This is a genomic window from Kitasatospora sp. NPDC033851 (genome assembly GCF_055576085.1).
Genome location: NZ_JBVIRL010000002.1, coordinates 163,307 through 177,485, shown reverse-complemented (window position 1 = coordinate 177,485; position 14,179 = coordinate 163,307). Strand labels below are relative to the sequence as shown.

12 protein-coding genes are annotated in these 14,179 nt (G+C 69.4%); 8 read left to right on the top strand and 4 right to left on the bottom strand.

The window, feature by feature from the left end:
* The first annotated feature begins 179 nt into the window (after positions 1-179).
* Positions 180-1,613 carry a family 2B encapsulin nanocompartment shell protein gene (locus tag ACZ51D_RS03995; RefSeq protein ID WP_465617688.1) on the top strand — a complete coding sequence of 478 codons (1,434 nt, stop codon included), beginning with the start codon at positions 180-182 and terminating at the stop codon, positions 1,611-1,613.
* A gap of 9 nt (positions 1,614-1,622) precedes the next feature.
* Here ACZ51D_RS03995 and glgX read toward each other — a convergent pair whose 3' ends face one another.
* Positions 1,623-3,947: a glycogen debranching protein GlgX gene (glgX, locus tag ACZ51D_RS03990; protein WP_465617690.1), complete on the bottom strand. Its 2,325-nt coding sequence runs from the start codon at positions 3,945-3,947 to the stop codon at positions 1,623-1,625.
* Positions 3,948-4,159: 212 nt separating this feature from the next.
* Between glgX and ACZ51D_RS03985 the strand changes: the two genes are divergently transcribed.
* The 4 genes from ACZ51D_RS03985 (at position 4,160) to ACZ51D_RS03970 (ending at position 9,001) form a co-directional block, all read left to right on the top strand.
* A complete protein-coding gene (locus ACZ51D_RS03985) occupies positions 4,160-5,398 on the top strand; it encodes a L,D-transpeptidase (protein WP_465617692.1) in 1,239 nt (412 codons plus the stop codon).
* 208 nt (positions 5,399-5,606) lie between these two features.
* Positions 5,607-6,854, top strand: a complete 1,248-nt coding sequence (locus tag ACZ51D_RS03980) for a L,D-transpeptidase (RefSeq protein WP_465617694.1) — start codon at positions 5,607-5,609, stop codon at positions 6,852-6,854.
* 255 nt (positions 6,855-7,109) lie between these two features.
* A complete protein-coding gene (locus tag ACZ51D_RS03975; RefSeq protein WP_465661116.1) occupies positions 7,110-8,315 on the top strand; it encodes a L,D-transpeptidase in 1,206 nt (401 codons plus the stop codon).
* 140 nt (positions 8,316-8,455) lie between these two features.
* Positions 8,456-9,001 carry an ATP-binding protein gene (locus ACZ51D_RS03970; protein ID WP_465617698.1) on the top strand — a complete coding sequence of 182 codons (546 nt, stop codon included), beginning with the start codon at positions 8,456-8,458 and terminating at the stop codon, positions 8,999-9,001.
* 268 nt (positions 9,002-9,269) lie between these two features.
* On the opposite strand, the gene ACZ51D_RS03965 is transcribed toward ACZ51D_RS03970, so the two are convergent.
* From ACZ51D_RS03965 to ACZ51D_RS03955, 3 genes are all read right to left on the bottom strand, one after another.
* The gene (locus ACZ51D_RS03965) at positions 9,270-10,109 is read right to left on the bottom strand and encodes a hypothetical protein (protein ID WP_465661115.1); all 840 of its coding nucleotides are present in this window, start codon (positions 10,107-10,109) and stop codon (positions 9,270-9,272) included.
* Positions 10,110-10,318: 209 nt separating this feature from the next.
* Complete coding sequence (locus tag ACZ51D_RS03960) at positions 10,319-10,579, bottom strand: DUF397 domain-containing protein (RefSeq protein ID WP_465661113.1); 261 nt, start codon at positions 10,577-10,579, stop codon at positions 10,319-10,321.
* On the bottom strand, positions 10,576-11,388 hold the full coding sequence (locus tag ACZ51D_RS03955; RefSeq protein ID WP_465661112.1) for a helix-turn-helix domain-containing protein: 813 nt from the start codon (positions 11,386-11,388) through the stop codon (positions 10,576-10,578). The genes ACZ51D_RS03960 and ACZ51D_RS03955 overlap by 4 nt, the downstream gene beginning before the upstream one ends.
* A gap of 163 nt (positions 11,389-11,551) precedes the next feature.
* On the opposite strand from ACZ51D_RS03955, the gene ACZ51D_RS03950 reads away from it, so the two are divergent.
* The 3 genes from ACZ51D_RS03950 (at position 11,552) to ACZ51D_RS03940 (ending at position 14,129) form a co-directional block, all read left to right on the top strand.
* Entirely contained in the window at positions 11,552-11,986 is a 435-nt protein-coding gene (locus tag ACZ51D_RS03950) for an ATP-binding protein (protein WP_465661111.1), read from the top strand.
* 249 nt (positions 11,987-12,235) lie between these two features.
* Positions 12,236-13,546 carry an AAA family ATPase gene (locus tag ACZ51D_RS03945; protein WP_465617706.1) on the top strand — a complete coding sequence of 437 codons (1,311 nt, stop codon included), beginning with the start codon at positions 12,236-12,238 and terminating at the stop codon, positions 13,544-13,546.
* Positions 13,500-14,129 carry an RloB family protein gene (locus ACZ51D_RS03940; protein ID WP_465661109.1) on the top strand — a complete coding sequence of 210 codons (630 nt, stop codon included), beginning with the start codon at positions 13,500-13,502 and terminating at the stop codon, positions 14,127-14,129. The genes ACZ51D_RS03945 and ACZ51D_RS03940 overlap by 47 nt, the downstream gene beginning before the upstream one ends.
* Positions 14,130-14,179: the final 50 nt, after the last annotated feature.

Below are 14,179 nucleotides of genomic sequence, written 5' to 3'. Positions count from 1 at the left end.
GTCGGTGCTGTCCGGCGAGAACCGGCCACTCGGACGGGTGGTGCGCGGGCGGGCGCGGGGCGTGTGCGGCGGTTCGTGCAGGGACGAATGCGCCGGGCGCCTCTTGCGAGCCCCACCCGATCGGCCGATGGAATCTCCTGACGGATGTTCATTGATACGTGAGTGACAGGAGTGTGCACATGACGGTGGAAACCGAACCCACCGCGGCCCCCGGCCCAGGCCGCGCGACCGTGGAAGTCCGGGCCCAGCTCAGCCTCAGCACGACCGCGGCGCGGAACCTGGCGACCACGACCAAGTCGAAGCCGCAGATGCAGGAGATCACCTCCCGCTGGCTGCTGAAGATGCTGCCCTGGGTGCAGGTCAGCGCGGGTACCTACCGGGTCAACCGCCGCCTCAGCTTCGCCGCCGGGCGCGGCCGGGTGGGCTTCGCCAAGGCCGGTTCCACGGTGAGCGTGGTCGCCCCCTCGCTGCGCGAGGTGCCGGCGCTGCACGGTTACGAGGACGACGCGGTCCTGGAGGAGCTGGCCCGCCGGTTCGTGCAGCGGGACTTCGCGGTGGGCGACGTGCTGGTGCAGGAGGGTGCGCCGATCGAGGAGGTGTTCCTCGTCGCGCACGGCAAGGTGGACCGGATCGGCACCGGCAAGTACGGCGAGCAGACCGTGCTCGGCTCCCTCGCGGACGGCGACCACATCGGCGACGAGGCGCTCACCGAGCCGAACGGCACCTGGCCGTACACCGTGAAGGCGGCGACGTCGGGTGTCGCGATGGCGTTGCCCTGGGCGGTCTTCCAGGAGCTGGTCGACCGCTCGGACTCACTGCGCGAGCAGCTGCTGGGCTTCGCCGCCGACGCCGCGCAGGCCCAGAACGAGCACGGCGAGGCGCGGATCGACCTGTCGGCCGGCCACGAGGGCGAGTACGAGCTGCCCGGCGCGTTCGTGGACTACGAGCTGAGGCCGCGCGAGTACGAGCTGAGCGTCGCGCAGACCGTCCTCAAGGTGCACACCCGGGTCGCGGACCTCTACAACAAGCCGATGAACCAGACCGAGGAGCAGCTGCGGCTGACCATCGAGGCCCTGCGGGAGCGGCAGGAGCACGAGCTCGTCAACAACCCGGAGTTCGGCCTGCTCGGCAACACCGACTTCGACCAGCGGATCCAGACCCGCTCCGGGGCGCCCACCCCGGACGACCTGGACGAGCTGCTGAGCTTGCGCCGGGACACCGACTACCTGTTCGCCCACCCGCGGGCGATCGCCGCCTTCGAGCGGGAGTGCAACAAGGTCGGTGTCTACCCGGCCACCGTCGACGTCCTCGGCAAGCGCCGGCCGACCTGGCGCGGGGTGCCGATCTTCCCGTGCAACAAGATCCCGGTGTCCGACCAGCAGACCAGCGCGTTCATCGCGATGCGGGTCGGCGAGGACAACCAGGGCGTGGTCGGGCTCACCCAGATCAACATCCCGGACGAGGTCGAGCCGGGTCTGAACGTCCGCTTCATGGGCATCGACGAGAAGGCGGTCGCCTCCTACCTGGTCAGCACCTACTACTCGGCGGCGGTGCTGGTGCCGGACGCGATCGGCGTGCTGGAGAACGTCGAGCTCGGGCACGCCCGGGGCTGAGCCGGGCCCCTAGGCCCCGGGGGCGGGCGCGCGCAGCAGCTGCAGTGAGCGCCCGCCCAGGACGACGGCGCCGTGCGGGTACGGCTCGCCCGTGCCTCCCGCCGCCCCGGCCGTGCCTCCCGCCGCCCCGGCTGTGCCGACTGCCGCCCTGGCCGTGCCGACTGCTGCCCCGGCCGTGCCGACCGGAGTCTCGGCCGTGTCGATCACCGTCTCGTACGGGGCCTCGGGCGCCGCCCAGGGCTCACCGGGCAGGGTGAACACCGTGGCCTGGTGGCCCGCGTTGAGCAGCAGCAGGAAGCTGTCGTCCCGCAGCGGCCGTCCGGTGTCGTCCCGTTCGGACATCGCGGTGCCGGACAGCAGCATGCCCAGGCAGGCGGTCGGCGCGAACCAGTCGGCCTCGGTCATCTCCTTGCCCAGCGGGGTGAACCAGGCCAGGTCGGGCTGGCCGCCGGGGGTGGCGGCCCGGCCCGAGAAGAACGCCCGCTGCCGCAGCACCGGGTGGGAGCGGCGCAGCCGGATCAGCCGGGCGGTCAGCTCGGTCAGCTCCCGCCAGCCGGGCTCCGCCAGCAGTGACCAGTCCAGCCAGCTGACCTCGTTGTCCTGGCAGTAGGCGTTGTTGTTGCCGCCCTGGGTGCGGCCCAGCTCGTCCCCGGCGGTGAGCATCGGGACGCCGGTGGAGAGCAGCAGGGTGGCCGTCAGGTTGCGCAGTTGGCGCAGCCGCAGCGCGCGGACCGCCGGGTCGGCGGTCTCGCCCTCGACGCCGTGGTTCCACGAGCGGTTGTCGTCGGTGCCGTCGCGGTTGGCCTCGCCGTTCGCCTCGTTGTGCTTTCGGTCGTAGGAGACCAGGTCGCGCAGGGTGAAACCGTCGTGCGCGGTCACGTAGTTGACGGAGGCGTACGGGCGGCGGCCGCCGCGCTGGTAGAGGTCGGAGGAGCCGGAGAGGCGGTAGCCGAGCTCGCGCACGTCGGGGCGGGCGCCGCGCCAGAAGTCCCGTACGGTGTCGCGGTACTTGTCGTTCCACTCGGCCCACAGCGGGGGGAAGCCGCCGACCTGGTAGCCGCCCGGGCCGACGTCCCACGGCTCGGCGATCAGCTTCACCCGGCTGAGCAGCGGGTCCTGGGAGACGGCGGCGAGGAACGGGTGGTCCATGTCCACGTCGTCGCCGCCGCGCGGGCCGCCGCGGGCGAGGGCGGCGGCGAGGTCGAAGCGGAAGCCGTCCACGCCCATCTCGGCGACCCAGTAGCGCAGCGAGTCGGTGATCAGCCGGATCACCTGCGGGCGGCGGGTGTCCAGGGTGTTGCCGCAGCCGGTGTAGTCGGCGTAGCCGCGCGGGCGGTTCGGCGGGAGGCGGTAGTAGGCGGCGTTGTCGATGCCGCGCAGCGAGAGCATCGGGCCGAGCTCGCCGGCCTCGGCGGTGTGGTTGAACACCACGTCCAGGATCACCTCGATCCCGGCGGCGTGCAGGGCGCGGACCATCCGCTTGAACTCGCCGACCTGGCCGCCGCGCGAGCCGGAGGCGGAGTAGCCGGCGTGCGGGGCGAAGTAGCCGACCGTGTTGTAGCCCCAGTAGTTGACCAGGCCGCGCGCCTGGAGGTGGTCCTCGGTGGCGTACTGGTGGACCGGCAGCAGCTCGACGGCGGTCACGCCGAGGCGGGTGAGGTGGGCGATCGCGGCGGGGTGGGCGAGGCCGGCGTAGGTGCCGCGCAGGTGCGGCGGGATCTCGGGGTGGCGCATGGTGAAGCCGCGCACGTGCAGTTCGTAGAGGACCGTCTCGGCCCACGGGGTCTTCGGGCGGTGGTCGTCGTACCAGTCGTCGTCATCGTGGACGACCACGGCTCTGGGCACGTAGGGCGCGGAGTCGCGGTTGTCCCGGACGGTGTCGGCGACGTCGGCCTCCGGCCAGTTGCGGACGGCGGCGCAGGCGGCGTCGTGCGAGGTGTAACAGCCGTCGACGGCGCGGGCGTACGGGTCCAGCAGCAGTTTGGCCGGGTTCCAGCGGGCGCCGGTCCACGGGTCCCACCGGCCGTGCACGCGGAAGCCGTAGCGGGTGCCGGGGCGCACGCCGGGGAGGAAGCCGTGCCAGATCTGGAAGTCCTGCTCGGTGAGGCGGTGCCGGCTCTCCCGGCCGTCCTCGTCGAAGAGGCACAGCTCGACGGCCTCGGCGCCGGCCGCCCAGAGCGCGAAGTTGGTGCCCCGGCCGCCGACTTGGTCGGTCCGGAAGCGGGCGCCGAGCGGCTGCCAGCTGCCGGGCCGCGGTGGCTCGACTGATGGCTCGACGGTGTGCGGGCCGCCGTCCGGCCTTACCCCGGCTTCCAGCTCCTGCCCTGACGCCATGGCCGTACCCTCCCTGGGCGGGGTGTCCCGGACCCCGTTCACTTCCTCTTTCCCGGATTGCGCAGATCGGAAGCCGCTGAACGGGGGCTTACCGGCGGATGGCGGGCAGGGGATCGCCGGTGGATGGCGGGATTCCGGGCCGCTCGGCGTGTCCCCGGGTCGGCGCCCGTCGTTGTTCCGGGCGTCGGACGCGAACAGTGGGAGGCCCCGGGATGCGGTGCCGAGGACGGGTGTGGGCGCGGGGCGCGGCGGTGGTGGCCTGCTGTCTGGCCGTCCTCACGGGCTGCGGCAGCGGCGGCTCCCCGGCCGCGCCCGACGGGGACGCGGTCGGCTCCGGGGCGCCCACCGCGCCCCCGGCGGAGGCGCCGTCCCGGGCGGTGCTCACCGTGCAGCCGGCCGACGGCGCGCAGGACGTGCAGCCGGAGGGCGCGGTCCGGGTGGGTGCCGCGCAGGGCCGGCTGGTGTCGGTCCGGCTGGCCGACGCCAAGGGCACCGAGGTGCCCGGCACGATCACCCCGGACGGCGCGGGCTGGGGGCCCGACGGCCCGCTGCCGCTGGGCACCGCGTTCACCCTGGACGCCGTCGCCGAGGACGACCAGGGCCAGAAGGCCGCCCAGCACTCGGCGTTCTCGACCGTCGCCCGGGCGCACACCTTCGTCGCCTTCTTCACCCCGGAGGACGGTTCCACGGTCGGCGTCGGCATGCCGGTCTCGCTGCGCTTCAGCCGCCCGATCGCCGACCGGGCGGCGGTGGAGAAGGCCGTCCAGGTCAGTGCGGACCCGCCGGTGGCGGTGGCCGCGCACTGGTTCGGCAACCAGCGGCTGGACTTCCGCCCGCAGCAGTACTGGGCGGCCGGCACCAAGGTCTCGGTGGCGCTGCGGCTGAAGGACGTGCAGGGCGCGCCGGGCGAGTTCGGCAGCCAGAGCCGGGACCTGCGCTTCACCGTCGGCCGGGCGCAGGTCTCCACCGTGGACCTGGACGCGCACACCCTGACCGTCCGGACCGGCCAGGGCGGCAAGGTGGTGCGGGTGCTCAAGGTCTCCGGCGGCAGCCCCGACCACTCCACCTACCGGGGGGTGATGGTGGTGTCGGAGAAGTACAAGGTGACCCGGATGAACTCGCAGACCGTCGGCATGGGCGACGAGTACGACATCAAGGACGTCCCGCACGCGATGCGGCTGACCACCTCCGGCACCTTCCTCCACGGCAACTACTGGGCGGACCCCAAGGTGTTCGGCACCGCCAACACCAGCCACGGCTGCATCGGCCTGGCCGACGCCAAGGGCGGCACGAGCAAGGACACCCCGGCGGGCTGGCTGTTCGAGCACACCATCGCGGGGGACGTGGTGGAGGTGAAGGGCCCGTCCGGGGACTTCGTGCCGCCGCAGAACGGGCTGAACGGCTGGAACATGCTCTGGGAGCAGTGGGTGGCCGGGAGCGCGCTGCGCTAGCCGCGGGCGCCCGTCGCGCCGTCACGCCCGGTTCACCCACCTTCACCCGGTTCTGCTCGGTTCCGCTCGACACCCCTGCGAATTCACTCGAACAGCCCAGTTATCCTGCTCCGACGCGTCCGCAGCCAGGCGCGAAAGATCGGCGCCCGGTGCAACTCATGGGGGCACTCAACGCGTCAAGAGAGTGAATACCGGGAGGGGAGAAACCGTGAAGACGGGTAAGACGGCCGGCGCCGCGATACGTACCACCAGCCGCTACGCGATGGCGTTGGCCATGGGTGGGGTGTTGCTGCTCACCGCGGCCTGCAACGACGACAAGGGCAGTGGCTCCGGCGGCTCAGGGGGATCCGGCGGGGGCAACGCGGCCAGCGCGCCGGCCTCGGCGGACGGGGGCGGTTCGGGGACGCCGAAGACCTCGGCCGCGGTGATCGCGGTCGAGCCGAAGGACGGTGCCCAGGACGTCCAGCCGACCGGGCTGCAGGTGTCCGTCTCGAACGGCAAGCTCACCACGGTCGAGGTGACCGACAAGGACGGGAAGCCGGTCGAGGGTGCGATCGCCCCGGACGGCACCGGCTGGAAGCCCGCGGCGGCGCTCGCCGTCGGCATGGCGTACAAGGTGAACGCGCAGGCCAAGGACGGGGCGGGCCTGGTGGCCGCGTCCACCACCTCGTTCACGACCCTGACGCCGGACAAGAAGATCTCCACCAACGACAACATCAGCGACGGTGCCACCTACGGCGTCGGCATGATCGTCTCGGTGGAGTTCAACAAGGCGGTCAAGAACAAGGACGCCGTCCTCAAGGGCATCACCTTCGAGACCGGCAACGGCACCGTGGTGAAGGGCCACTGGTTCGGCGACAAGCGGGTCGACTTCCGCCCGGAGCAGTACTGGGCGCCGGACACCAAGGTGACCGTCAAGTACCGGCTGAAGAACGTCGAGGTCGCCCCGGGCATCTACGGCGACGTGGACAAGGACGAGCCGTTCACCATCGGCCGTTCGCAGATCTCCACCGCGGACGCCAAGTCGCACCAGATGACCATCGAGCGGAGCGGCCAGAGCACCACCGTGCCGGTCACCCTCGGCGCGGACGCCACGCCGTCCTGGGGCGGGGCCATGGTGGTCATGTCCAAGGAGAAGGTCACCCGGATGAACTCGCAGACCGTCGGCCTCGGCGGCGAGTACGACATCCAGGACGTGCCGCACGCGATGCGGCTGACCACCTCCGGCACCTTCGTGCACGGCAACTACTGGGCGAATCCTTTCGGCAAGTCCAACGCCAGCCACGGCTGCGTGTCGATGCAGGACGTCAAGGGCGGCAGCGACACCTCGGTGGCGGGCAAGTTCTTCAACGACTCGATGGTCGGTGACGTCATCAAGGTCGTGAACACCAAGGAGAAGACCGTCGACCCCTCCAACGGGCTCGGCGGCTGGAACGTGGACTGGGCCAACTGGTAGTCCCTACCCGGAGGTTGGCTCGGCTAGTCCGGGCACTCCGGTGAGTTTGTCGCCGAGCGGTCCGATCCTCACCCGTTGGGGTCGGGCCGCTCGGCTTTCCGGGGCGGGAAGCCCCGCGCATGTCGCAACCTTTCCGATGGCCGGGTGCGTGTATCCGGTCGGGTCCGTCGCAGGTCCGTCGTAGGACCGTCGCGGGTTCACGGGGAGTTCGGGGAGTCCAGAGAGAGGGAATCGACGTTGAGGTCGATACGCAGAGTGGTTACCGCCGGCCTGGTCGGCGGGGCGATGGCGCTGACGGCCGCCTGCGGCGGTGGCAGCGGCGGCAGTGGGGGCGGCAGCGCGGCCAAGGCCGACCTGGGGGCCGGTGCGGCCGCATCCAAGCCCGCGGCGGCGCCCACCGGCACGGCGCCGAAGGTCTCGAAGGCCGCGGTGAACATCGAGCCCAAGGCCGGCTCGGTGGACGTGGCGCCGAACGCGATCAAGGTCGGTGCGACGGGCGGCAAGCTCACCACCGTCAAGGTGAGCGACCGGACGGGCCAGGAGGTCCCCGGCACCATCTCCGCCGACGGCGCCTCCTGGACCCCGTCGGCCGCCCTGGCGGTGGGCACCGCCTACCAGGTCAGCGCGATGGCCGCGGACGCCGACGGCGCGGTCGCCACGGCCGACAGCAACTTCACCACGCTGACCCCGACGGCGCTCGCCAAGGCCTCGGACAACGTGGACAACGACGCCACGTACGGCGTCGGCATGATCGTCTCGGTGAACTTCAGCAAGGACGTCAAGAACAAGGACGAGGTCCTCAGGGGCATCACCTTCCAGGCCGACAACGGCACCGTGGTCAAGGGCCACTGGTTCGGCGACCGCCGGCTGGACTTCCGCCCCGAGCAGTACTGGGCGCCCGGCACCAAGGTGGTCGTGCACTACCGCCTCAAGAGCGTCGAGATCGCCCCCGGGGTGTACGGCGGTGACCGGGACGAGCCCTTCACGATCGGGCGATCCCAGATTTCGACGGTTGACGCCGCCGCGCACAAGATGACGGTCGTCCAGAGCGGGCAGTCCAGCGACATCGACATCACCGCCGGCTCGCCCGAACACGCGACCTGGAACGGCACGATGGTCGTCATGGCCAAGGAGGGCGTGGTGCGGATGCAGTCCAGCACCCTGCCCGGCATGACCGGTGCGCCGTACGACCTCCAGGTGCCGCACTCGATCCGGCTCACCGACAGCGGGACGTACGTGCACGGCAACTACTGGAGCAACGTCTTCGGTGAGGACAACGTCAGCCACGGCTGCGTCGGGCTCAAGGACGTCAAGGGCGGCGGGGACAGCACCTCGATGGGGAAGTTCTACAGCGGCTCGATGGTCGGGGACGTCGTGGTCGTGAAGAACTCGACCAAGAAGGAGACGCTCGACCCGTCGAACGGGCTGAGCGGCTGGAACGTGCCGTGGGGCTCCTGGTAGGAGCGGTCGGGGGGTCAACTCGGGCTTGACGGAAGTCGGTCCGGGTCGGCCCCCTCTTGCATCCGGCATATGCCGACTCGGGGGAGATCGTTTGCTCATTGTCCGTACGCGCCTGCTTGCGTTCCGCAATGATGGTCCGCATGGCGGGTTGGGGCGAAACAGATCAGTCATCAGTTCCCGGGGCCGGCACGGTCGCCGAGGCGTCCTGGATCGACGTCCAGGGATCGCTCTCGGCGCTGGAGCGGCTCAGCTCCGAGGAGCTGGAGGAGATGTATTCCGGCAGGCTGTGCGATCAGTCCTCGCCGAACGAGGTACGGCTGCCGTCCCGGCCGGAGTCGGGCCCGGTGGCCCGCCGGCTGGTGCTGTCCGTCCTGGAGTCCTGGGACCTCCACCCGTACCTGGAGGCCGGTGAGTTGCTCACCAGCGAGCTGGTGGCCAACGCGGTGCGGCACGCCGCAGGGCGCACCATCGGCCTGCACGTCAGCCGCAAACCGGGCTGGCTGCGGGTCGAGGTCCGCGACTCCTCCCGGGCGCTGCCCTGCATGATCCTCGCCGAGCCCAGGCCGGTGAACGAGCGCGGGCGGGGGCTGAAGATCGTCGACGACCTCTCCGACCGCTGGGGCGCGGACCTGCTGCCCCGGGGCAAAGGGGTCTGGTTCGAGCTCAAGGTGCGCGAGCGGCCCTGAGCCGCGCTCTCGGGTCCGGATACACGCAGGGCCCCCGAGAGCGCCGTGGTCCGGCGGATGGGGGCCCCTGCAAGTCATCGCGCCGGCCAAGGGGGTGCGTGCCCGCGCGATGGGCGTCGGCAGTGCCAGGTCGGGCCCGCCGAAGTTCGATGCCTTGACTATCGCATGGATCTCAGCATGTGGGCAAACCGGACGGCTTGGAATGCAAGGTTTGTAACCTAGTTCACCTTTGGATTTTGCATAGGTTAACGCCGCCACCTGTGAATATTCATGATCGCGATGATGTGCTCATCGCTTGGCGGGCGCGGGCGGCGTGTGTGCGGACGGCCGCGGGGGAGAGGTGTCGGCGGGGCGGCGGCGGTGCCTTGGGGGTGCCACGGCAGGCGCGGCAGAGGCCGCCCAGGAGGGCATGCGGGCGGCAGGGGGTGCGGCAGTCGGTGCACTCGATGATGCGGGTGGGTTGCGGTTCGGGGCGCGAGCGCTCCGGGGGCATCTTGTCGAGCAGACGACGGCGGGTGAACGCCACCGGGCTGTGGACGCCCTCCGGTGGCAGGCCTGCGGTGAGAGCGGCCGTGAAGAGGGCCAGGGTGGTGCCCCGGGCCAGCCACTCGGCGGCCAGCGGTTCCAGGGCCGCGCAGTCGGCGCCGGAGAGCGGGAGACGGGCGTCCGCGATGCCGAGGCCGGCGAGCGCGGCGTAGGCGGGGGAGACAGGGGAGGCGCGTCGCTCCTTCGGGGGATCGGGCGCGTTTTCCGTTGACTCCCGGGGGCTTTCGCCGGTGGCGATGAAGTGGTTCCACCAGGCGTCGCTGCGCGGCGTCCGGGAGAAGTACGTCCGGAACACCCACTGGGGGCGGTCGGCGTTCACGCGCTCGCGGACGCGGCGCAGGTGACCTGCGGCGGAGAGGTTGTTGAGCGCCGTGCGACAGGCCATCTGCCCGTAGTGCGGGTTCATGGCGGCGAGCGTTTTGACGTCCATGGCGGCGCCGTCGGGCAGGTGGTCGATGAGCGAGGCGAGGTACGCCTCGCGCGCCGGAAGGTGCGCGAAGTCGGACGCGCAGCGGTGGAGTTGCTCCGGCGCGGACTGCTTGCCGTACCCGGGGGAGGCCATGGCGGTAGAGTCGTGGGTAGCCACAGGATCGAGCTCGTTTCGATCGTGCCGGTCAGACCCCCGTTCGGTGTTGGAGCACCGGCGGGGGTCGATTCATTAGTGCGCACGCTACACGGAGGAACCGACTGTGGCGAAGTGATGACGATAAGTCATATCTGCTGCGCACAGGGGTGGTTGGAAGGTGGTTGCCCACCCATTCAACTAAGGGGTCACTCGGCTTCGGCGGCTTGAGCTTCGGGGGCGAAGGCGACGAACGCGGACCACGCCTCGGGGGAGAAAGTGAGGGCCGGGCCGGCCTTGTCCTTGGAGTCCCGGACGTGGATGACGGAGGGGCAGGACGCGACCTCGACGCAGTTGCCACTGTCGAGGTCGCTGTAGCTGGACTTGGCCCAGGAGATGGCCACCTCGACGCACTCGCCGCCGTCCGTGGTGCTGTAACTGGACTTGAACCACTGAAGCATGGTGCTCATAGCTCTTCCGCCACCCGTCTGATGAAGGCCTTCGACTCCTCAATGCTGAGGGCCTGCGTGCGGATCATTCCATGGCGTTGCGCCAGCAGGTTCACTCGCTCAGGCTCACCGTGCAGGATGCCTGTGCCCTGCCCCTCGACATAGGCGAGTTGTTCATGGTCTGGGGTTTCCAGCAGGACCATGGGGCCGTTGAGCGCCGCGTAGGCGGCTCGGTCGATCGGAAGCGCCTGAATGGATACGTTGCGGAGTTCACCGACGTCGAGGAGGTGATTGAGCTGCCGCTTCATGAGGTCCTTGGTGCCGACGGCTGCTCTGAGCGCGGCTTCGTGGATCACGAAGCCGTGAAGCACGGTCGGGCGCTTTCGCAGCCTCTCCTGTCGCTGCATCCGACCGGAAACGCGGGCGGCGACAGTCTCGTCATCAAGCGGCGGGTATGAGTTGCTGATTGTCTCGTGGGCGTACTCCTCTGTCTGGAGCAGGCCTGGGATCAGGAGGGCCGAGTAAGCATGGAACGCGATCGCTTCACGCTCGGCCTCTGTGTATCCCCGTGAGTATGACGAGAACTTCTCGGGCGCCAGGAAGTCAGCAGCCCCAACGATCATGCCCTTCGCATCGCATAGTTCATCCGCAGCCTGAAGCAACTTGAGCGACGGCTTTCGCCTCCCCGCCTCCATCGACCGCACGCTCTCGATGTCGTAGCACGCCGCTGCGCTCAACTGCTCCCGGCTCACGCCCGCTTGAGCACGCCACCGCTTGAGCTGATCACCGCAGTACTTCCACGACATCGGGTTTTCCTTCGGTGTGCTCACGGCCCGGTACCCCTCCCTGCCCTGGTCAAAGGGCGGTTCAAGCTCGCGCTGTACCAGCGGTGTAACTCCTGAGGCTATGCCCGTCTGTCGACCCTTGAAGGGTGAAGTGGCCGAACTCAGCCCTTGTGAGTGAAGCCGTCCGTAAACCCCCTCAAGGATTCTGATGCTCACTCAGCCCGTCGACGCCGTCGAGTGGATGTTCCCCCGCCTGCCCCGCAGCGCCGGCCGTGCCCGGATCCGCTTCCTCCGGATGGCCTTCGAGTGGGAGGTGCCCGTCGACTCGGCGGAGACCGCGCTGATCCTCCTCAGTGAACTCGTCACCAACGCCTGCCGCCACGCCCGGTCCCCGCGTGACCGGATGATCGGCGTCCGAGTTCTCCTTCCCACCTCCTCCCTGCTCCGCATCGAGGTCTCCGACGCGAACCCCGAGCTCCCGACCCTCCGCCACGCCACCCCGGAGGACGAGTCCGGCCGGGGCCTCGAACTCGTCGCGGCGCTCGCCACCTCCTGGGGCGCCCACCCCCGGGGTGAGGGCTGCATCGGCAAGACCACCTGGTGCGAACTCGCCCTCCCCACCCCGGCCAACCCGCACGACTGACCACCCCGCCACCCGCGCGGGAAGTCGGCCCAGCCGACTTCCCACGCGGCCTGGCGGCGGTTACTCGTAACTGTGGCGAAATCACCCGTTTGCGTCCCCCTGCTTGTGCCCTCGGGGGCTCCGCGTGTGAGGTCTGCGGGTTCCGGGGAGGTCACTGGCGTGTGGCAGCCATTCCAGGCTTGCCGAAGGCCTGTTTGCGCGATTCACTTGCACAGAAGAGGCTGGAAACCCGCGAAGGGGGGATCACAGATGCTGCTGAACTTCAGGGTCGCGAACCACCGCTCGATCAGGGACGAGCAATCACTACAGCTCAACCCGGTCTACGACGCGGACAGGCCTCCGGGAACGCACTGGGAAGCGGTGCCTGTGGTGGGCATCTTCGGAGCCAATGCCGCCGGCAAGTCGAACGTCATCGATGCGCTGGCGTACATGAGCAGGATGGTCGTCGACTCGTACCGTGACGCGGAGCCGGACGGGGGCGTGACCCGCCAACCGTTCCGCCTCGACGAAGCCGCGCGCAGCGAACCGTCCTGGTACGTGGCCGACCTGCTGATCGACGGAATCCGCTACACCTACGGGTTCAGCGTGGACGACAACCGGGTGGTCGACGAATGGCTACACAGCTTCCCTCATGGCAGGAAGCGCAAGATCTTCGAGCGTTCGGTCGACGGGGTGGAGATCGGTGACTCACAGCACCGGCGCGAGCTGGAGCTGGTTGAGAACATCACTGAGCCCAACGTCCTCTTCATGTCCCTCGCGGCCCGGTCACGGCAGCAGGACTTCCGGCCGGTGTACGACTGGTTCGCCCGTAGCCTCCTGTTCAGTCGGCGCATGGGCATGCTCGGCACAACGCGAATCCTTGAGAACCTGGATCGGCATCCCGAGCTCATCGGCCTGCTGCAGGCCGCGGACCTAGGGATCGCGGAATGCGGTACGGAGCGTGTGCTGCTTGATGAGGAGCAGTTGCGGAAGAGGTACGGTTCGCGCATCCCGCAGCGAGTGCTGGCGGACCTTGAAGAGCGAGGTCCGCGTGAGGTCATGCGCCCGTGGATAGGGCATCGCGGGCGTGACGGGATCGTCAGGATGGATCTGTCCGACGAGTCCGAGGGAACGCAGGCTCTGCTGCGGCAGGCGCCCCGATTCATGTCGGTGCTCCGATGGGGCGGGACCTTCGTGGTGGATGAAATCGATTCGAGCCTCCACCCGATTCTGACCGCACGCCTGATCGGGCTCTTCCAGAATTCCGCGACTAATCCGAATGGTGCTCAGCTGATCTTCACCTCCCATGATGCCAGCCTGCTCGGACGAGCTGACGGTGAAGAGATCCTGCGGCGCGACCAGGTCTGGTTCGTGGAGAAGAACGAGTACGGCGAGACCGAATTGGTCGCCCTCGCCGACTTCAAGCCACGCCAGGAGGAGAACCGCGAGCGGCGGTATCTCAGCGGGAGCTACGGCGGCGTGCCGTACATCGACGACAATTTTGCCAGTGCCGTGGCGGCGCGGGGGGACAACGATGGCAAGGGCTGCCAAGCCGAGCGGACGCAAGCGTCCCTGTTTTGACACCTCACTGGCCAGGCGGGCGGGACAGCGGGAGCCGAGGCAGAGGCTGCTGGTGGTCTGCGGCGCGAAGGCGACTGAGCGCGACTACCTTCAGGGGCTGAAGTCGAGCGCCCGGAATTCAGCGGTCTCCCTGAGGGTCGTTGAACATCCGAGGTCACCCTCCCAGGTCGTTGATCATGCCGAGCTTCTGCGTGACCAGGCCGGCGGTGAGTACGACGAGGTGTGGCGCGTTCTCGATGTCGACGAATTCCCTGACCTGGGGCAGGTGGTGGCCGAGGCGCGGAAGAAGAATATCGAGGTGGCGTTCTCAAATCCCTGCTTCGAAGTGTGGCTCCTGCTGCACTTCGCGGAGTATCGCCGCCCGGCTCGGTCGTTCAAGGAACTTGTGCCAGCGCTTGAGAAAATCTTCCCGACCGGATATGAGAAGGCCGGTATGAAGTTCGACCTCTACAAGCCGCACTGGCGGTTGGCCGCCAGCCGGGCGAAGCAACTGGCTGAGCCTGGGAACGAGCACGAGGTCAATCCCTCCACTGGCATGTGGAAGCTCGCGCTCGCCATCGGAGGCGAAGAGACGCAGCCGTGACGGGTCAGTACCATCGACCCGTGAACCTGTACTGGCACGTCGTACTGCCG